Annotated in this window: 18 protein-coding genes; 11 read left to right on the top strand and 7 right to left on the bottom strand. The window is 67.4% G+C overall.

The genetic code is table 11. From position 1 onward, the window contains the following. Positions 1 to 549 precede the first annotated feature (549 nt). The 7 genes from ACNPM4_RS09355 (at position 550) to ACNPM4_RS09325 (ending at position 7026) form a co-directional block, all read left to right on the top strand. Positions 550 to 1245 (top strand): DUF1684 domain-containing protein, encoded by a 696-nt coding sequence (locus ACNPM4_RS09355; protein WP_448985490.1) that lies wholly within the window; start codon positions 550 to 552, stop codon positions 1243 to 1245. 27 nt (positions 1246 to 1272) lie between these two features. Continuing rightward, the gene (locus ACNPM4_RS09350) at positions 1273 to 2766 is read left to right on the top strand and encodes an ABC transporter substrate-binding protein (protein ID WP_448985489.1); all 1494 of its coding nucleotides are present in this window, start codon (positions 1273 to 1275) and stop codon (positions 2764 to 2766) included. Positions 2767 to 2816: 50 nt separating this feature from the next. After that, positions 2817 to 3779 (top strand): ABC transporter permease, encoded by a 963-nt coding sequence (locus ACNPM4_RS09345; RefSeq protein WP_091027880.1) that lies wholly within the window; start codon positions 2817 to 2819, stop codon positions 3777 to 3779. Beyond that, positions 3776 to 4636, top strand: a complete 861-nt coding sequence (locus ACNPM4_RS09340; RefSeq protein ID WP_448985488.1) for an ABC transporter permease — start codon at positions 3776 to 3778, stop codon at positions 4634 to 4636. Before ACNPM4_RS09345 ends, ACNPM4_RS09340 begins: the two co-directional genes overlap by 4 nt. Further along, positions 4633 to 5430, top strand: a complete 798-nt coding sequence (locus ACNPM4_RS09335; RefSeq protein ID WP_448985487.1) for an ABC transporter ATP-binding protein — start codon at positions 4633 to 4635, stop codon at positions 5428 to 5430. The genes ACNPM4_RS09340 and ACNPM4_RS09335 overlap by 4 nt, the downstream gene beginning before the upstream one ends. After that, complete coding sequence (locus ACNPM4_RS09330; RefSeq protein WP_448985486.1) at positions 5427 to 6182, top strand: ABC transporter ATP-binding protein; 756 nt, start codon at positions 5427 to 5429, stop codon at positions 6180 to 6182. The genes ACNPM4_RS09335 and ACNPM4_RS09330 overlap by 4 nt, the downstream gene beginning before the upstream one ends. Positions 6183 to 6312: 130 nt before the next feature. Continuing rightward, entirely contained in the window at positions 6313 to 7026 is a 714-nt protein-coding gene (locus tag ACNPM4_RS09325; RefSeq protein WP_262002400.1) for a DUF3800 domain-containing protein, read from the top strand. A 135-nt stretch (positions 7027 to 7161) separates the two neighbouring features. On the opposite strand, the gene ACNPM4_RS09320 is transcribed toward ACNPM4_RS09325, so the two are convergent. From ACNPM4_RS09320 to ACNPM4_RS09305, 4 genes are all read right to left on the bottom strand, one after another. Further along, a complete protein-coding gene (locus ACNPM4_RS09320) occupies positions 7162 to 7563 on the bottom strand; it encodes a DUF779 domain-containing protein (RefSeq protein ID WP_448985485.1) in 402 nt (133 codons plus the stop codon). 59 nt (positions 7564 to 7622) lie between these two features. Further along, a complete protein-coding gene (exaC, locus tag ACNPM4_RS09315; RefSeq protein ID WP_448985484.1) occupies positions 7623 to 9173 on the bottom strand; it encodes an acetaldehyde dehydrogenase ExaC in 1551 nt (516 codons plus the stop codon). 106 nt (positions 9174 to 9279) lie between these two features. Continuing rightward, entirely contained in the window at positions 9280 to 10611 is a 1332-nt protein-coding gene (locus ACNPM4_RS09310; RefSeq protein WP_448985483.1) for a GAF domain-containing protein, read from the bottom strand. 75 nt (positions 10612 to 10686) lie between these two features. Next, the gene (locus ACNPM4_RS09305) at positions 10687 to 11253 is read right to left on the bottom strand and encodes a TetR/AcrR family transcriptional regulator (RefSeq protein WP_400857277.1); all 567 of its coding nucleotides are present in this window, start codon (positions 11251 to 11253) and stop codon (positions 10687 to 10689) included. A gap of 69 nt (positions 11254 to 11322) precedes the next feature. Here ACNPM4_RS09305 and ACNPM4_RS09300 point away from each other — a divergent pair, with 69 nt between their 5' ends. From ACNPM4_RS09300 to ACNPM4_RS09290, 3 genes are read left to right on the top strand one after another with little or no spacing between them, the layout of a single operon-like run. After that, on the top strand, positions 11323 to 11892 hold the full coding sequence (locus tag ACNPM4_RS09300; protein WP_448985482.1) for a dihydrofolate reductase family protein: 570 nt from the start codon (positions 11323 to 11325) through the stop codon (positions 11890 to 11892). A gap of 46 nt (positions 11893 to 11938) precedes the next feature. Next, positions 11939 to 12277, top strand: a complete 339-nt coding sequence (locus ACNPM4_RS09295) for a FitA-like ribbon-helix-helix domain-containing protein (RefSeq protein WP_448985481.1) — start codon at positions 11939 to 11941, stop codon at positions 12275 to 12277. Further along, positions 12274 to 12666 carry a type II toxin-antitoxin system VapC family toxin gene (locus tag ACNPM4_RS09290; RefSeq protein ID WP_262002405.1) on the top strand — a complete coding sequence of 131 codons (393 nt, stop codon included), beginning with the start codon at positions 12274 to 12276 and terminating at the stop codon, positions 12664 to 12666. The genes ACNPM4_RS09295 and ACNPM4_RS09290 overlap by 4 nt, the downstream gene beginning before the upstream one ends. A 9-nt stretch (positions 12667 to 12675) precedes the next feature. On the opposite strand, the gene ACNPM4_RS09285 is transcribed toward ACNPM4_RS09290, so the two are convergent. The 3 genes from ACNPM4_RS09285 to ACNPM4_RS09275 all read right to left on the bottom strand — a co-directional run bounded on the left by ACNPM4_RS09285 (position 12676) and on the right by ACNPM4_RS09275 (position 16475). Then, on the bottom strand, positions 12676 to 14103 hold the full coding sequence (locus ACNPM4_RS09285; RefSeq protein WP_448985480.1) for a CCA tRNA nucleotidyltransferase: 1428 nt from the start codon (positions 14101 to 14103) through the stop codon (positions 12676 to 12678). A gap of 73 nt (positions 14104 to 14176) precedes the next feature. Continuing rightward, the gene (locus ACNPM4_RS09280; RefSeq protein ID WP_448985479.1) at positions 14177 to 15184 is read right to left on the bottom strand and encodes an Abi family protein; all 1008 of its coding nucleotides are present in this window, start codon (positions 15182 to 15184) and stop codon (positions 14177 to 14179) included. A 91-nt stretch (positions 15185 to 15275) separates the two neighbouring features. After that, positions 15276 to 16475, bottom strand: coding sequence for a hypothetical protein (locus ACNPM4_RS09275; RefSeq protein ID WP_448985478.1), 1200 nt, complete (start codon positions 16473 to 16475; stop codon positions 15276 to 15278). A 399-nt stretch (positions 16476 to 16874) separates the two neighbouring features. Here ACNPM4_RS09275 and ACNPM4_RS09270 point away from each other — a divergent pair, with 399 nt between their 5' ends. Next, positions 16875 to 19433: a purple acid phosphatase family protein gene (locus tag ACNPM4_RS09270; protein WP_448985477.1), complete on the top strand. Its 2559-nt coding sequence runs from the start codon at positions 16875 to 16877 to the stop codon at positions 19431 to 19433. The last annotated feature ends 59 nt before the right edge of the window (positions 19434 to 19492 follow it).

Below are 19492 nucleotides of genomic sequence, written 5' to 3'. Positions count from 1 at the left end.
GGTCCTCACATCAGACCTACCCCGGCATCTCCCGATAAAAGGCGGAGGCGCCCCCCTGTGTCGGGCGAGCCGCCTACTGGGCGGGCCCAGAGGGCGTTACGCCTGCGCTACCGCGCGACGTCGGCGAAGGATCCACATCGACATGAGAACGACAAGTCCCAAAACCAGTACGACGCCATCGATGAACAAGAAGATCCGCCATCCCTCATCGACTGCGGTAGCGGCTGCACCAAACGCCATGCACGCGGCGAGGAAAACGAAGATCCAGCCGGCCAACGCACGACCAAGCGACTGCGCCCGAATGGGCTTACGTTCTGCACTCACGGCTTCATTCCTCTCCATCGTCAGCATGTGAAGTACCCATCAGACATTCCGGATATGCATGGTGCTCTTCCGTTGTCCAGCAGACTCCAGGACAAAGAGTCATGAGCTATAACGCTACGTGATAATCCGACCGCACTGACGAACCCGTGGCTGAGCGCGGGACCTCGTTACCCCGAGTGACGGGTCCGGCCCCACCCCGTTCTGCATGCCGGAGAATTGAGAGTGATGTCTGAACGCGAAGAGCACACCCAGTGGCAGGCCGAGCGCCGCGCCTCCGTCACGTCTGCCACCGGCAACCTCGCCCTGGTCGAGACGCGCTGGACCGGCGAGCTCCCCGACCTGGATGCGGCGCAGCGCGCCGCGTCCCCCACCGAGACCGTGACGCCGCTCCAGCGCACGGACATCGAGACCGGCCAGGCGGAACACGGCCTGCGCGTCTGGGATGCCGACGCCCCCGCCATCCGCGCGTTCGACCGCATCGACACGTACGAGTACGACCCGGCGTGGGTGCTCGAGGGCCACTTCACCCCCGTCTCCGGTAACCGCCGGGTCTCATTCGAGCACATCCGCGACAACGGCGGTACCCGCGACCTCGTCGTCCCCGGCGACATCCGCCTCGAGCTGAACGGCCGCGAGTACGACCTCGCCGCCTTCGACGACGGCGGCACGCTGCTGCTCGTCTTCGGCGACGAGACCAACGGCTCGGAGACCTACGGATCCGGTCGCTTCCTGTTCGTCCAACTGCGCGACGACGAGGGCTCCGTGACCCTCGACTTCAACCGCGCGTTCGTGCCGCCCTGCGGCTTCAGCGCCCAGTACAACTGCCCGCTGCCGCCGGCATCCAACCGCTTCCCCCTGCCTATCCGAGCAGGCGAGAAGAACGTCGTCTTCCGCGACGGCTTCGACATCTATGCGGCCTGAGCCGCACACTCTCACCCTGGAGTAGTCATGAGAAGAACTCGCATCCTCGGCGCGCTCGGCGCCGTCGCCACGCTCGCCCTCGTGGCCGGCTGCGCGTCGGGCACGACCGACGACGCCTCGAGCGAAGACGCCACCATCTTCATCGGCTCGCTGTACGAGCCCACCAACCTGAGCAACACCCAGGGTGGCGGCCAGGGCGTGACCGAGGCTCTCACCGGCAACGTCTACGAGGGCCTGTACCGGCTGACGGACGACGGTGAGGTCGAACCCCTGCTCGCCGAAGACGCCCAGGTGTCCGACGACGGTCTGACCTACACGATCACGCTGCGCGACGACGTGACCTTCCACTCGGGCGACCCGCTCACCTCCACCGACGTGAAGTCGAGCGTCGAGGCCGTCACGGCCGAGGATTCGGTCTCCGCGCGCAAGTCGAGCTTCGGCGTGATCGCCGACATCGCCACCCCCGACGACACGACGGTCGTCTTCACGCTGTCGCAGCGGTCGATCTCGTTCCTCTACAACCTCAGCTACGTCTGGATCGTGAACGACGAGGCCGGCGACATCACCAGCACCGAAGACGGCACCGGCCCGTACACGCTCGACGAATGGAAGAAGGGCTCGACCCTCACCCTCGAGCGCTGGGACGACTATTGGGGCGAGCCCGCCAAGAACGGCGAGGCCGTCTACACGTACTTCACCGACGCGACGGCCGAGAACAACGCGCTGCTCACGGGTGAGATCGACGTGATCACCAGCGTGCAGGGCCCCGACTCGCTCGCGCAATTCGACAACGACGAGTACGTGATCAGCGAGGGCACCTCGACCACGAAGGAGCTGCTCGCGTTCAACGACCGCGTCGCCCCCTTCGACGACGCCCTCGTGCGCAAGGCGATCTACTCCGCGATCGACACGAAGAAGCTGCTCGAATCGATCTGGGGCGACTACGGCACCCTGATCGGCTCGATGGTTCCCCCGACCGACCCCTGGTACGAAGACCTCACCTCGGTGAACCCGTACGACGTGGAGCTCTCGAAGGACCTGCTCGCCCAGGCGGGCTACGCCGACGGCTTCACGTTCACCCTCGACACGCCGAGCTACGACCCGCACCCCGCCGTCGCGGAGTTCCTGCAGTCCCAGCTCGCCGAGGTCGGCATCACGGTCGAGATCAACACGATCAGCGCCGACGAGTGGTACACGAAGGTCTTCAAGGAGCAGGACTTCGAAGCCACCCTCCAGGAGCACGTGAACGACCGCGACGTGGTCTGGTACGGCAACCCCGAGTTCTACTGGGGCTACAACGACGCCGACGTGCAGAAGTGGGTCGCCGACGCCGAACAGGCCACCACGACCGACGAGCAGACGGCCCTGCTGAAGCAGGTCAACGAGAAGATCGCCGCGGATGCCGCGAGCGTATGGTTGTACCTGTACCCGCAGATCGTGGTCGCCTCCAGTGACCTCAGCGGGTACCCGGTCAACGGCCTGAACTCGCAGTTCTTCGCCTACGACATCGTCAAGTCCTGACGTGCGAGGGGATGCCGCGCGTCGGCATCCCCTCGTCATCCTGAGAACACATGCTCGCCTACCTGCTGCGCCGCCTCGCGTTCCTCGTGGTGTCGCTCGTCGTCGCCATGGTCGCGATCTTCGTGCTGCTGCGCCTGCTTCCCGGCGACCCGGCCAACGCGCTGCTCTCGGTGAACGCGACCCCCGAGCAGATCGCCGCGGCCCGCGAGCAGGTCGGCTCCGACCAGCCCCTGCTGCAGCAGTTCACGACGTGGGCGGGGCAGCTGCTCCGCTTCGACCTCGGTGAATCGTTCCTGAGCTCGCGTCCCGTCGGACCCGACATCGCCGACCGCCTCGCCGTGACCATTCCGCTCACGCTCATCGCCTTCACGATCGCCCTGCTGGTCTCCCTCGTGATCGGCATCACCGCGGCCGTGAAGTCCGACCGCTGGTACGGCATCGTGCTCTCGGGGTTCGCGCAGCTCGGTGTCGCCGTCCCGGTGTTCTGGGTCGGCGTCGTGCTCGTCTGGGTGTTCGCGCTCGGACTCGGCGTCCTGCCCTCCGGCGGCTTCCCGCGTGACGACTGGGAGGACCCCGCCGACGCGCTGCGATCGCTCGCCCTGCCGATCACCACGATCGTGATCGTCATGAGCGCCTCCCTCAGCCGATATGTGCGCTCGGCCACTCTCGATGTACTCGGCAGCGACTACCTGCGCACCGCTCGCGCCGGAGGCTCCGGCATGGGTGAGGCGCTGCTGCGTCATGGTGTGCGCAACGGCGCGGTGCCGGTCGTCGCGATCCTCGGCATCGAGCTGTCGACGACTCTGCTCGGCGCGGTCGTCGTCGAGAGCGTGTTCACCCTCCCCGGGCTCGGCAGCCTGCTGCTGTCGGCCATCGAGCAGCACGACTTCCAGGTCATCCAGGGCGTTCTCGTCGTCAGCACCCTCTTCGTTCTGCTCGTCGGATTCGCCGCCGACATCGTGCAGCGCCTGATCGACCCGCGCCTGCGCACGAGCGTCTCGGGGAACCGATGAGCCGCGTCGCCGAACAGTTGATCACCGGATCCGTTCCCGTGCGCCGGCGTCCGAAGGCGACCCTCGTCATCGGGATCGTGCTCACGGGCCTCATCGTGCTGATGGCGCTGGTCTCCCTGTTCTGGCTTCCGTGTCCGCTCGCCGACACCAGCGGCGGCCGTCTCGAAGGACCGAGCACGCTGCACCTGCTCGGAACCGACCGACTCGGTCGCGACCTGCTCTCGCAGCTGATGTGGGGCGCGCGGATCGCCCTCATCGTCGGAACCTGCTCGGTCGCGATCGCGGCTGTCCTCGGCACGATCATCGGCCTCCTCGCCGCCTTCGCCCGGCCCTGGGTCGATGACACGCTCTCGGCCGGACTCGACGTGGTGATCGCCTTCCCCGTGCTGCTGCTCGCGATGCTGGTCGTCGCCGTCCAGGGTGCGTCGTTGTGGTCGGCGGTGCTCGCGATCGGGCTCGCGATGTCGGCGGTGGTCGCGCGTCTCACCCGTATCCTCGCGCGTCGCGTGCTGCAGGAGCAGTTCGTCACGGCGGCCCGCACGAGCGGCACGAGCGTGATCGGAATCGTGTTCCAGCACGTGCTGCCGAACATCGCGCCGACGCTCGCCGTGAGCCTCGCGCTGCAGTTCGGCGCTGCCGTGCTCGCGGAGGCGAGCCTGTCGTATCTGGGCCTCGGCGCGCCGCCGCCCAACGCCTCGTGGGGGCGGATGCTGCAGGAGGCGCAGGGCACCGTGCTCACGGCTCCCGTCGGCGCGATCGCTCCCGGTGTCGCGATCATCGCGCTCGTGCTCGGTGTGAACTTCCTCGCCGACGGTCTGCGCGACCTCGCCGACCCGACCCGCAGGAGGAGCCGATGAGCCTTCTCGATGCCACCGGCCTCACCGTCCGCTCCTCGTCCGGCGCGCTCGTGCGCGACGTGTCGTTCTCGCTCGGGGCCGGCGAGCGCCTGGGGCTGATCGGAGAGTCCGGTTCGGGCAAGTCGCTGACCTCGTTGGCGGTCACCGGGCTGCTGCCGGATGCCCTCGTCGCGTCGGGTTCCGTGCTGCTCGACGGGCATCAGGTCGTCGGCGCTCGGGATGCCGACCTCCAGCCGCTGCGCGGCCCGGTGGCGCAGATCGTTTTCCAGGAGCCGCTCACCGCTCTCGATCCGCTGATGCGGGTCGGCCGGCAGGTCGCCGAACCACTGCGCCGCCATCTCGGGCTGCGTGGCGCCGAGCTGCATGCGGCTGTCGCGGCGGCCCTCGACGAGGTCGCCCTGTCGGAACCGCGGTTCGCGCGCGCCTACCCGCACGAGCTGTCGGGTGGTCAGCGTCAGCGCGTGGCGATCGCCATCGCCCTCGCCGCCAAACCGCAGCTGCTCATCGCCGACGAGCCGACGACGGCGCTCGACGTCACGGTGCAGGACGGCGTGCTCGCGCTGCTGGAGCGGCTGGTCGCCGAACGGGGTATGGCGCTGCTGTTCATCAGCCACGACCTGGCCGTGGTCTCGCGCATGGTCGATCGCATCGTGGTGCTGCGCGACGGAAGTGTCGTCGAGGCGGGGCCGGTGGCCCAGGTGCTGCAGGAGCCGGCGGAGCCGTACACGCGGATGCTGGTCGACAGCGCCCGCGCCCTCGACGCGTACCTCGACGCCGGGGAGGGCACGCGATGACGATCCTCGAACTGCAAGGCGCCGGATTCGCGTACGGTTCCCGCCGGGTGCTGGACGACATCTCCGTGAGCCTCTCCGAGGGCGACTCGCTCGGTCTCGTGGGCGAGTCGGGTGCGGGCAAGTCCACGATCCTGCGGCTGATGCTCGGCCTCGCCGCTCCGCGCGATGGCCAGGTGCTGTTCGACGGCGCACCCCTGTCGTTGCGTGACCGCGCCCAGATGCGGCGGTTCCGCGCGAGCGTGCAGCCCGTCTTCCAGGATCCGTACTCGTCGCTCGACCCCCGCCAGCGCATCGACCGGATCATCGGCGAGCCGCTCCGGTCATTGGGCCTGGCGTCCGGTGCCGACGCCCAGCGCCGCATCGCCGAGGCGCTCGATTCGGTCGGGCTTCCCGCCGACACCGCGCGCCGGTACCCGCACGAGTTCTCCGGCGGTCAGCGTCAGCGCATCGCGATCGCGCGGGCCGTGGTGTCGCGCCCGCGGGTGCTGCTGGCCGACGAGCCGGTGAGTGCGCTCGACGTCACGACTCGGGTGCAGGTGCTCGAACTGCTCGACCGGCTGCGCCGCGAGAACGGCCTCTCTCTCGTGATGGTGTCGCACGACCTCACCGCGATCGCTGCGGCCTGCGACCGCACGGTCGTGCTGCAGAACGGCCGTGTCGTCGAGCAGGGCCCGACGGCGGATGTGCTGCACGCCCCGCAGGATTCGTACACGCGGGCGCTCGTCGACGCGGTTCCGCGACTGCCGCGCTGAGTTCCTCGGGCGAACGCAGGGTGGGGCCGCGGGTTCGGCCTACCCGTATCTGGAATCGTATTCCGGTGTTTCATCCACTGTCTCTCGCTCGACGATTCATCGCCGTGCGTGCCGGGAATACGGTGTCGGAGTGGCCGGGCCGATCTCTCACATGTTCTACGCGGACGACTCCGGAAACCTCGAGGAGGGATGGATCGTCTATGGCTGGGTCGAGCTCGCAGTCGAGCACTGGGATGCAGTGCTCACTCATTGGCTCACGTTTCGGAAGCGACTTGTCGCAGACTACGGAATCCCGACTGCAGAGGAATTGCACCTGACTGCGCTCGTCAACGGACGCGGCCACGTCTCTACGGCGCCGCCCTCTCGTTTCGTCAGGCAAGGGGAGACTCTCTGGAAGCCTCTCGGACGCGAAGTGGCGGTGCGCTGTCTCGAAGCCGTACGGGAGTGTCCGCACATCGAGATCGGAGTGTGCTTCAGAAGGTCTTCTCTGCGGAACAAGAACATCAACCGCGACCGTGAAGCGGTCTACTCGTCTCTCGTCGCTCTTTGGGATTCCCAACTACACAGGTCCCGCGAGTACGGGATAGTCGGAATGGATGGGGACGGCTCGGATCCCATCTACTACAACGCGCACCGGGCGTTGAGCCTTTCCACACGTCGGATCATCGAGGATCCGATGTTCCACAGCTCGCGGCGGTCTCAATGGACTCAGATCGCGGACATCGTGGCCTGGTCCGGGTTTACCCATCTGAACCCGCACGCGGGCAACGAGTTTGCGTGGACCTGGTACGACGACTACCTCAGGGACTTGAATCCGCTCGGGGATCCGATCGAACTGGCCTGACAAGCAGCAAGACCCGCTTATCCACGAGAGTGGGGCGGGCCTGCTTCTACAGTCTACGCAGCTCGAGCGCCCCTCGTCGGCTCAGCCAGCTTGCATTCCGGAACACGTGGCCTCAAGCTGAAGCCCCTCCGCCCCTCAGGTCCCCGACGACGCCAAGCCGAAGTACTCAAGTTCCGCGTCGTTCAGCATCCGGGAGCGGATCAGGAACCGCATCCCGGTCGGGCCCTCGACCGAGAAGCCGGCACCGCGACCGGGCACGACGTCGATGGTCAGGTGCGTGTACTTCCAGTACTCGAACTGCGACTCCGACATGTAGACCTCGACAGGGGCGTCGAGCTCGACGTCGAGAGACCCCAGCAGCACGTCGCCCGGGCCGGTGATGAACATCCCGACCGGATAGCACATGGGCGATGACCCGTCGCAGCATCCGCCGGACTGATGGAACATGAGCGGCCCGTGCTGCGCGGTCAGATCGCGGACGAGGGATGCCGCAGCATCCGTCACGTCGACGCGCTGGTAGGTGCCGATGCTGACCATGGTTCCGCCCTTCACGGATGGGTCCGGGCGGACGCCGGAGCGCCCGCCCGGATTCGAGCTCAGAAGAAGCCCATCGGCCCTTCCGCGTAGGAGACGAGGAGGTTCTTCGTCTGCTGGTAGTGGTCGAGCATCATCTTGTGGTTCTCGCGACCCACGCCCGACTGCTTGTATCCGCCGAATGCCGCGTGCGCGGGGTACTGGTGATACGTGTTGGTCCACACGCGTCCGGCCTCGATCGCTCGCCCTGCGCGGTAGGCGGTGTCACCGCTGCGGCTCCACACTCCCGCGCCGAGCCCGTAGAGGGTGTCGTTCGCGATCGAGATCGCGTCGTCGAAGCCGTCGAACGACGTGACCGACAGCACGGGGCCGAAGATCTCCTCCTGGAAGATGCGCATGTCGTTCGTGCCCTCGAACACGGTCGGAGCGACGTAGAAGCCCTCACTCAGATCGCCGCCGAGGTCGACCCGATCGCCGCCAGCGAGCAGCCGCGCCCCGCCCTGCTTGCCGATGTCGATGTAGCTGAGGATCTTCTCCAGCTGGTCGTTCGACGCCTGCGCGCCGATCATGGTCGCCGGGTCGAGCGGGTTTCCCTGCACGACCTTGCCGACCCGCTCCAGCCCGTCGGCGAGGAAGCCGTCGTAGATCGACCGCTGGATCAGTGCGCGCGAGGGGCAGGTGCAGACCTCGCCCTGGTTCAGAGCGAACATCGTGAAGCCCTCGAGCGCCTTGTCGTAGAACGCGTCGCTGGTCGAGCGGGCGACATCCTCGAAGAACACATTCGGGCTCTTGCCTCCGAGCTCCAGCGTCACCGGGATCAGGTTCTGCGAGGCGTACTGCATGATGAGGCGCCCGGTCGTGGTCTCCCCCGTGAAGGCGACCTTGCGGATGCGCTTGTGCTGCGCGAGCGGAGCGCCCGCCTCGATGCCGAAGCCGTTGACGATGTTCACGACACCGGCGGGCAGCAGGTCGCCGATGATGTCGAACAGGAAGAGCAGGGATGCCGGGGTCTGCTCGGCCGGCTTGATCACGACGCAGTTGCCTGCGGCGAGCGCGGGCGCCAGCTTCCACACCGCCATCAGGATCGGGAAGTTCCACGGGATGATCTGACCGACCACCCCGAGCGGCTCGTGGAAGTGGTACGCCACGGTGTTCTCGTCCAGCTGGCTGATGCCGCCCTCCTGCGCGCGGAGCACCCCGGCGAAGTAGCGGAAGTGGTCGACGGCGAGCGGGATGTCCGCGGCGAGGGTCTCGCGAACCGGCTTGCCGTTCTCCCAGGTCTCGGCGACCGCGATCTCTTCGAGATGCTGCTCGATCCGATCGGCGATGCGGTTGAGGATCACCGATCGCTCGGCCGGACTCGTCTTGCCCCAGCTCGCGAAGGCCTTCCAGGCGACGTCGACGGCCCGGTCGATGTCTTCACTCGTGCCCCGGCCGACCTCGGTGAAGGGCTTGCCGTTGACGGGGCTGATGTTCTCGAAGTACTGGCCCTTCACGGGGGCGACGAACTCGCCGCCGATGTAGTGGCCGTACTGCGGGCGATAGTTCGCGACGGCACCCGGCTGCCCGGGAGCGGCATAGGCGAGGGACACGTCTTCTTCGACGATGCTCATGGGGGTCTCCTTCGACGGAGCCGCGCTTCGGTTCGCGGCTGTGCTCCGACGGTAGGTCGCGCGACGTTGCACCCCGATGCGCAACGTTGCAATATATTGCGAGGCCTCAGTCGGCGGCGAGACGCTCGATGCGCGCGACCACTCCCGCGCGCTTCGGCGATCGCGCCGGAAGCATCTCCAGGGCGAGGCGCAGCGCCTCGGCATCCCCCTGACCCTCCGGGATCTCGGCGTAGGCGAGCAGCACGTCGAGGCTCGCCTCCGACAGCATCGCCTCGTGCAGCGCCGCGCGCACCGATTCGCGGAAGTCCTCGACCCCGGGAGACGTCGACTCCGGCAGCACGGGTCCGCGATAGGCGGTGAGCGCCACGCGGTGCGCGCCGCGGTCGAGCAGGGAGAGCACATCGTGCGCATCCGTGTCGAGGGCGACGGGCAGCCGGTACGGACGCGACTCCGGAACCAGGTCGGGGGCCGTACGCTCGAGCACCTTTCGCAGACGAACCATCTCAGGCCGCAGCGTGTCGGGCGAGACGCCGGGGCCGTACACGAGCTCGCACAACCGCTCGGCGGAGAGACCCTGACGATGCACGGCGAGCATCAGCAGGATGGCGGCGTGCCGCGCGCTGAGTTCGATCATCGATTCGTCGTGCGCCGACTCCGTCTCCAGCCGCGCGCGGTCCCGTCCGAGCACATGCAGCGTCGCCCGGGCGGTCACCGGGGTGCGCGGCTTCGAGGTCGTCGGCCTGTTCCGGGGGGCCTCGCTCCGTTCCCGCAGCCGCGCGACCATGAGCTCCGATTCCACGGCACGGGCGGTCGCATCGACCAGCAGCCGCGCCTGCGGCGAGACGACATCCGGGCCGCCGGTGATGTCGATCACACCCAGCACCCGCTTCGTCTCCGGGTCGCGCACCGGTGCAGCCGTGCACGACCACGGATGCACGAGTCGGTTGTAATGCTCGGCGCCGCGGATCTGCACGGACTGGCCGAGAGCGAGGGCGGTGCCGGGCGCGCTCGTGCCGACGGCATCCTCCGACCAGTTCGCGCCGGCGACGAAACCCATGTCGTCGGTGAGTGTACGCAGCTGGTCGTCGCCCTCGATCCACAGCAGGCGCCCGGCCTGATCGCCCACCGCGATGATCACGCCGGTGTCCTCGGTCTCGCCGGGCAGAAGCAATGCGCGGATCATGTCCATGGCCGACGCCAGCGGATGCGCGAGACGGTACTCGTCGAGCTCATCGCTGACGAGTTCGAGCGGCGGAGCGGCCTCGGGCCCGACCCTTCGCCGCCACGACCGCTCCCACGCCTCGCGCACGAGGGGCCGCACCGCCTGCAGCCTTCGGTCTTCGAGGTTGCCGGCCAGCAGTTCCTCGTGCGCACGCTCGACGATCAGTCGCGATGTCGCCGGAAGCGACTCGCGGGATACCTGCCACGGCGCAGACACAGCGGTCTCCGATCGTCGAAGATGTGCGTTGACTCAGTGTATGAGCAGCACGCCCACGAGGGAACACCCGCCGTGTCAGCGGATGAGCCCCGCGACCAGGTCGTCGATCACGTCGTCGGTGGACGTCTCCGGATCGATCGGCGTGGTCAGCCTGTCGAGCAGCAGCCCATCGATGGCGTAGTGGAACAGGGCGATCTCGCGGCGTCCGCCGGGGAGGCCGGCCGCGGCGTTGAACGCGACGTCGCCGTCGAAGCCGGCCCGCTGCCAGGCGCCGAGGACTGCGGCGACCTCGGGCCGCCGCCCGCCCTCGAGCCTCAGCTCGAACAGGGCGAGCGTCACGTCCCTATCCTCGGTCAGCCGTCGCACGATGTCGCGGATGTAGTCGGCGAACAGCGCGGGACCGGGCTCGACTGTCGCGCGTCGCTCCAGGTCTTCGGGCGTGGGTGCGAGGCGCTCCCCGATCCGCTCGACGAGTCCCTCGATCAGGGCATCGCGGCTGCGGAAGTAGTTCGAGGTCGTGCCCGTCGGAACCTGCGCGGCGATGTCGACCGCGCGGTGCGTGAGCCCGCGAGAGCCCTCTCGGGCGAGCACCGTGAGTCCGGCATCCGCGATCGTCCGTCGCCGGGAGTCGTTCTTCGCCATGACATGAGACTAGCGCAATCACTACGCCTGTTGTATAGTAACTGCGACATCTGTAGTGATTGGATCATCATGCGCGAACTCGTGTACTACGCCGCCGTCACCCTCGACGGCTACATCGCCGGGCCGAACGGTGAATTCGACGCCTTCCTCATCGAGGGAGACCACATGGACGGGATCAACGACCGCTTCGCCGACACGCTCCCCACCGTCGCGGCCGAAGCCCTCGGCATCACCCAGACGCGCGAGGTCTTCGACACGGTGCTGATGGGCTGGAACACCTATCAGGTGGGCGGCCTGCCCAGCCCGTACTCGCACCTCCGCCAGATCGTGTTCAGCCGCACGAAGACCGCGGAGGCCGAGAACCTCGAGGTCACGGCCGAGGATCCGGTCGAGGTGGTGCGGCGGCTGAAGCAGGAGGACGGCGCCGACATCTGGCTCTGCGGAGGCGGCGCTCTCGCCGCATCGCTCGCCGACGAGATCGACCGGCTCGTGCTGAAGCGGCAACCCCTGCTCTTCGGATCGGGCATCCCGCTGTTCGGCGAGCGCCCGTATCGCCCCGAACGCTTCGACATCGTCGAGACGGTCGCCTACGAAAGCGGCGTCGTCTTCACCGAGCTGGAGCGTCGTCGCGAGGGGTGACGCGGCCGCGGACCGGGTGCTAGCATTCTGCTGTCAGGAGGCAGACATGGCAACCGTGACCATCCGGAATCTCAGCGACGATGTCGTCGTCGCACTCAAGGAACGTGCCCGGCGGAACTCCCGCTCGATGGAGGCCGAGGTCCGAGATGTGCTGACGCGCTTGGCGCAGGGAGACGAGAGCGGGCTCGACGCGCAACTCCAGCAGCGGGTGCTCCGCCCGCGACGGTGGTCGGTCCCCTCGAGCGAGGTGATGGCGAGGGTCGATGCGAACCCGTCGACTCCGGAACAGGACAAGATGCGGGAGGAATGGCTGGCCGAACTGGAGGCCGACCGCAAGAACCCGTTCTTCCTCGACTCCTTCAGAGATCCGTGGGAGAAGCCGTGATCCTTCTTGACACGAACGTCCTCATCCGGCTCGATGCCGTCCGATTGCCGCCGGCTGACGTGGCGCTCAGTGCAATCGCGTACTCCGAGCTGCAACTCGGAGTCGAGCGGGCGACAGATCCGGTTCTCCGTCGCCGTCGACGCAACGAACTGATGCGGTTGTCGGCACTGCTCGAAGCCGACTGGCTTCCGTTCGATCAAGCCGCCGCCGATGGCTACGCGCGCCTCGCGTCACGGGTGATCCTGAACCGTCCCGCCCACGCCCGAAGTAAGGACATCATGCTGGCCGGTCACGCCTACGCGCTCGGCGCCGCTGTCCTCACGTTCAACCCGAAGGACTTCGAACTCGTGTCCGACGAAGTCGAGATCATCGTCCCCGAACTGCGCTGACGCCAGAAGTCAGCCCCGCGCGGCCCACCACTCGCGCAGCCGCTGCTCGACGACATCGGGACCCAGCACGCCCTCGTCCAACCGCAGATCGAGCAGGAACCGGTACGCCTCGCCCACCTCACGGCCGGGAGCGATACCGAGCACCTGCTGGATGCGGTTGCCGTCGATCTCCGGACGGATGGAGTCGAGCTCCTCCTGCTCGCGCAGCGCTGCGATGCGCGACTCGATGTCGTCGTACGCGCTGGCCAGGCGTCCGGCCTTGCGCTTGTTGCGCGTGGTCACATCGGCACGGGTGAGGATGTGCAGGCGCTCCAGCAGGTCACCCGCGTCGCGCACGTACCGCCGCACTGCGGCATCCGTCCAGGTGCCCTCGGCGTAGCCGAAGAAGCGCAGATGCAGCTCGATCAGCGTGGAGACGGCATCGGTCGTGTCGGTGTCGAACCGCAGGGACTGCAGGCGCTTGCGAGCCATGCGCGAGCCGACGACGTCGTGGTGGTGGAACGTCACCACGCCACCGGGCTCGAGCTTGCGCGTGCGCGGCTTGCCGATGTCGTGCAGCAGCGCGGCGAGGCGTAGCGGCACATCGGGGGCGGCGCCCGGATGCCGGGAGTGCTCGAGCTCGATCGCCTGGCTGAGCACGGTGAGGGAGTGCTCGTAGACGTCTTTGTGGTGGTGGTGCTCGTCGACCTCGAGGCGCAGTTCGGTGACCTCGGGGAGGAACTCGTCGATCAGGCCGGTGTCGACCAGCACCCGGATGCCGCGCACCGGATCGTCGGTCTGCATGAGGCGCACGAGTTCGGACTGGATGCGCTCCGGGCTCACGATCTTGAGGGTTTCGCGCAGTTCGGCGATCGCCTCGGCCGTGGCATCCTCGACGCGGAACCCGAGCTGGGCGCTGAAGCGGGCCGCACGCAGCATCCGCAGCGGGTCGTCGCCGAACGAGATCCGCGGGTCGGCCGGTGTACGCAGGATGCCGGCGACGAGGTCTTCCACGCCACCGGTCGGGTCGACCAGCTTCACGGCGGGCACCTGCAGCGCCATGGAGTTGACGGTGAAGTCGCGGCGCACGAGGTCGCCGTCGATCGTGTCGCCGAACTCGACCGTGGGCTTGCGGGTCACGCCGTCGTAGCTGTCGGCGCGGTAGGTCGTGATCTCGACCTGCTCGCCCTGCACGCGCGCACCGATCGTGCCGAATGCGCGGCCGATGTCCCACTGCGCGGTCGAGATCGGGGTGACGATGGTCAGGATGTCGTCGGGCGCGGCGTTCGTCGTGAAGTCGAGGTCATGCGTCGCCCGACCCAGCAGCGCATCGCGCACCGGACCACCGACCACGGCCAGGTCGAAACCGGCATCCGCGAACGCCGTCGCGAGGGTTCGGACGACCGGGTTCTCGGCGAGCGCACCGAGACGGGCGAGGCCGTCAGCCATGTTGAGCATGGGTTCCAGCGTACCGGGATGGGCCGGTGGGGCTTCGGCAGGTACCGGACGCACCGTTCACCCGAGAGGTCCCTCAGTCAGCAGCCAACGCAGGCGGATTCCACAGATCCATGGCAGTCCAGTTCGGAGGAAAGCCCATGCTGTCGATACCAAGGTGCGCAACGCTGGGAAAGGTGGCAACGAGCCCCCTCAGGCGCTCGATCCACTCCGCGTGTCCGGAGATGCTGCGAAGCAGATAGGCCATCACAGCCAAAGCGTTGTATAAGCCGAAGTCCTTTGTCGGAGTGCTGAGTTCATGAAGGTGCGCGAGTTCCGGCACACTGTTGTTCTTGGGACGGGTGGGGGCGACGACGAGTCTCCTGTTGAACAGCCGAGCCTGATGAGCCGCGACATTTCTCACGTAGTTGGTACTTGCGATCCAACTCGCGAGCACAGTCTTGCTGGGCACCCGATAGTGGCGAGCGACACGGGTGGCGACGTCGTTCTGCAGACCTGTGTAGAGCGTCGCGAGGTGCCCGAGTTCGAGGACTTCAGTCAGTGCCCAGATCGGCATCTGACCGTCGTACTTCTTCCGAAAGTGCTCAACGAACGCCTCCTTGGAATTGGCGCGTCGTGCATCGATACGGGCCAGCCATTCGGCGTGCCTACTCGTCTTCTTACCGCTCACAGGATCGGCGCGAGGCTCGACGAATGATGTCGTGAACGTTCGTTGATCGAGGTGTGCGAAGGCTGACCGCTGACCCAGGATGTAGCCGATTTGGGTGCGAAGCGAGACTTCTATGCGTTCCACGGCTTCGAGGACGTGGAGTCGCAGCGCGCGATCGAACTGGATGAGCGCCGAAGCATGTTCGATTCGCGTGCCATGCCGGTAGTTGCTGAGCACGCGTATAGACCGACGTCCTGACTCCTCTACGACGCTTAGGGACTCACGAGACGGGTAGAGGTACCCGGTGAGACGGTAGTACCCGACTTCTTCAAGCAGAAGTAGTGCGTTCTCCTCGTCGTCCACGATCAGTCCCCTACCGCGCAACTGCGCGACCTGATCTTCGATCGACAGCCATGGTTTGGTGTACTCGACCACACGTCCCCCAAAAGAAAATCAGCCCGAGCCGTGAGGCGAGCGGGCTGATCGTGATGTCACCACTCTACCAGCGCCCGCGCAGGATCACCCCTCACGACAAGGAGAACCAGCCCAGAGCCGCACCGTATATCGGAAGCAGCGCAAGCCCCGCGAGCTCAAGCACCGCCACAGTCGATGAGACGACCCACCCGGCGATGATCAAGCCACGGCGGGCATCCGCTTCAAGGCGCCGTTGCCACGTGGCGGCGATCGCCAAGACGAATGCAAGAGGGGGCAGCGGGCTCACACAGATCGCTATCCCTGCCAAAGCCCGCCACACCCGTGGTTCGGCCTTCGGTTCCTGTTGCTGCAAACGGGCGATCTGCGACTCGAGATTCTGTCGTGCCACGGAGAACAGAGGCGACGTGACCCGCCCTCGGCCACGTGGGATGAGAAGAACAGCTACGACCATTGCCGCGGGCAAGGGCAGAGCAAGTCCATAGCCGAGTCCTTGCAGGTAGACGACGGTGTCGTCCTCGCCTTCGACTCGCATCGCTGTCGTCGCTGCCTCCATGGCGACGACGACGGTGACCACCGCCGGAGGAACGAGGATCACCACCGCGTCGAGGATCTTCGACTGCAGCAGCAACGGGAGCACCTGAACGGCGGTTCCCACAGCGAAGAGCGTGAGCACGAGCGCGAAGATCACAAAGACGCCCGTGAGGCCGCCGTCGTGAAACACCTGGTGGACACCCACACCTGCGACGCCGATGAGCACCAGGCCGAAGATCGCACCCTGCACCCACAGCGACGTCTTCGGGTGAGGATCGATCCGTCCAACGATGCGTCTGAGGGCCGCCTCCATCTGCCTAACTGCCCGCGCGGCGCGCTCCTTCCCCAGATCGAGGCGCACTGCCTCGGCGTCGGCCTGTACCGCTGCATCAGCCGCGATGAGCATGGTGAGTGTCGCGCCGATCGGCACGCTGAACACCTCGACCACGTTGACAGTCGGCGACGGCAGATTCTCTGCGCAGGCACCGGTGAAAGCCGAGAGCGCGACGTACGAGGAGGCCAGCGCCACGAAGAAGGCAACGTGGCCCCAGAACTGGCGGTGTGCGACGGCATCGTCAAGCCCGTGGTTTTCCGGATCGCGCGGCATCCGGAGCAACAGTTGCAATGCGATGGAAGCGGGCAGAAGCAGGATGAGGGCGCTGCCTCCCTGCTCGACGGACAGGGCTGCGGGCGCGAGGGCTGCGGTGGCTGGTCCGTCGCCGGCACTGGATACTAACAGCGATGCCAGCAGCGCCTGCATGCCCACCAGAAGCAGGGCGATGGCAGCGACTGCCCCCACAGCTCGCCGGAGCGCACGCGCGTATCGTGTCTCGGCGAGCAGGACAGCGTCACTTTCGACGGCATCTTCAGACGCGGGGGTGGCACGAGGGGGGATTGTGGCCCTCCATAGAGCTCTCCACGCTTGAGCGAGATCGGATTTGGTCATGGGGCTCCCTCCAGCAGCCCGCCCAGTGGCACGCTAGCGATTACCCCCTCGGCCGAACCTCGGACCCTCCGGTTTCGCCAGGCAGCATTCCGATACTCGGCGCACCGTTCACCTCCCGGTCGCCCGAGGGCCAGCCTCCCGTCACCCGACACCGATGGGCTGGAGGGGCCCCGTGCAGCTGAGCACGGAACCCCACCCCCATGAAGGACTGACATGACCTCCCCCACCCCTGCGGTGCGCTGGCGGCGTCACGGACTGACGTCCGTCGCGCTCCTGGCCCTGCTCGGCGGCGCTGTCGTCGCCCCCGCGGCCCTCGCCGCCCCCGAGCCCGAAGTGCCGACCGGCTCGCTGATCACCGGCGACACCGCCTGGCACTACCTCGACGGCGGATCCGACCCGTCACCCGCACCGGCCGCGCTCCGTGACTGGACGCTCCCGGCGTTCGACGACGGCAGCTGGAAGACGGCCGCGGGCTCGTTCGGCGCGAAGAACGGCAAGCTTGGATCGGTGGGCCCGCAGACGCCGAAGACGCTCCTGAACCACTACCTCGACGGCGTGAAGGCGCCGACCGTGCCGACGTACTTCTTCCGCACGACGTTCGAGCTCGAGGCGGGAGTCGCCGAGCAGGTCGCGGCGCTACAGAGCACGATCACCTACGACGACGCCGTGATCGTGTGGATCAACGGTGAAGAGGTCGCCCGCTACGTCGACGGCCGCATCACCGACACGAAGAACGTCGAGTACGCTGGCGACTCCAACGGCGACCCGCTGACGACCACGTTCAGCGCCGAGGGCGACCTGCTGCACGACGGCACCAACACGATCGCCGTCTCGCTGTTCCAGGACCGCGAGACCAGCTCCGACATCTACTTCGACATGTCGTCGCTGACCCTGGTGGAGGCATCCGATCCCGGTACGCCCGTGATCGCGCCGCCGACCCGCGTCATCCTGACCCCGACCGAGCAGCCGGCCATCTCCCAGGCGTTCTCGTGGCTCGCGGGCGACGCGTCGCACACGGTCGGACAGGTCGAGATCGCGCCGACCGCGGGTGGCGACGTCCGCACCGTCGACGCGTACGACGCCGGTGTCGTGAACGGCAACCCGAACAAGCACTTCTCGGCGACCGTCACCGGTCTCACCGCGGCGACCGAATACCGCTACCGCGTCGGCCTGCCCGGCAGCTGGAGCGACTGGTACGAGTTCCGCACGGCCGACCCGAAGGCGACCGACTTCCAGTTCATCTACTACGGCGACGCACAGATCGGACTCGACACCACGTGGCCGAGCGTCGTGAAGCAGGCGGAGGCCAACGCTCCGCGCTCGATCGGCTCCGTGCACGCGGGCGACCTGATCAACAAGTCCAGCAACGAGGACGAATGGGTCAACTGGTTCAAGGGCATGAAGGACTCGGCCGTGCGCACCAACGTGATGGCCGCCCCCGGCAACCACGAGTACTCGGGCGACAAGCTGCTCACCGCGTGGAAGGCCGCTTTCGAGTACCCGCACAACAACCCGTCGATGAGCTCCATCGGCGAACTGGCCGATCTCGCCAAGGGTGACACCGAGGTCGCGGCCCAGTACCGCGCTCTCTTCGAGCACTGGAGCGCCTTCGCCGCCGAGACCGCGTACTACACCGACTACCAGGGCGTGCGCTTCATCACGCTCAACGCGACGCGCGACGCGACCTTCCTCACCCCGCCGGCGCTGCCGTCGTGCACGAGTGCCGACTGCCCGATCGCCAAGGGCGAGGAGCTGTGGATCCGCTTCCAGGGCGCCTGGCTCGACCTGCTGCTGCAGAACAGCCCGTCGAAGTGGAACGTCGTCACCTTCCACCAGCCGGTCTTCTCGGCATCCGAGGGTCGCGACGAGCCGAAGCTCCGCGCCGACTGGGTCCCCGTGTTCCAGCGCAACGACATCGACCTGGTGCTCATGGGCCACGACCACACCTACGCCCGCGGCTACGTGAACACCGATGCGACCGAGACGCCCGGCATCACCACCGGCCCGGTCTACGTCGTGTCGAACTCCGGCGCGAAGCACTACGAGCTCGAGACGCCGGAGAAGAACGTCTGGACCAACAACGGCGCCACCCAGGTGCTGCGCGGCCAGGGCGTCACCACCTACCAGGTGATCGACGTCTCGAAGAATCAGCTCGTCTACCGCTCCTACCTGGCGGAGAAGCAGCCGGATGCCACCACCGACCTCCCCGTCGGAGCCGTGTACGACACGTTCACGGTGACGAAGTCGGATGCCGGCGAGAAGTGGGTCACCGAGAAGGGCGTCACGCCTCCGGTCACGCCGGAGCCCGAGGTTCCCGCCGAGATCGAGCTGGGCGCGGCATCGGTCACGGCCGGCAGCACCCTCGCGGTCTCGGGCAGCGGCTTCGCGGAGGGTGCGGAGCTGCGGCTCGAGCTGCGCTCCGACCCGGTGCAGCTGGGCACGGTGACCGCCGGTGCGGACGGCTCGTTCCAGCGCACGGTGACGATCCCGGCCAACACCCCGGCCGGGGCGCACACGCTCGCCGCGATCCTGCCCGACGGCACCGAGGTCGCGGCCTCCGTCACCGTCACCGCGGTGTCCGGCGGCGGAGCGGTCACGCCAGGTGACGGCTCGGGCGGTTCGAGTGGCGCACACGGCGACCTCGCCACCACGGGTGCCGACAGCGTGCCGTACATCGTCGCAGCGGTCGTGCTCCTCGCGGCGGGCCTCGGCCTGTTCACGATGCGCCGCCGTCGGCAGCACGCCACGGTCGAGGTGACCGAGGCCGAGTAGTCCGCAGCATCCACGGGCGCCGTCGGGGTTTCGACCTCGGCGGCGCCCGCCGTTCCCAC

This window comes from Microbacterium umsixpiens, assembly GCF_053543675.1.
The sequence above is the reverse complement of the archived record's forward strand: the minus strand, read 5'-3'. Positions and strand labels throughout refer to the sequence as shown.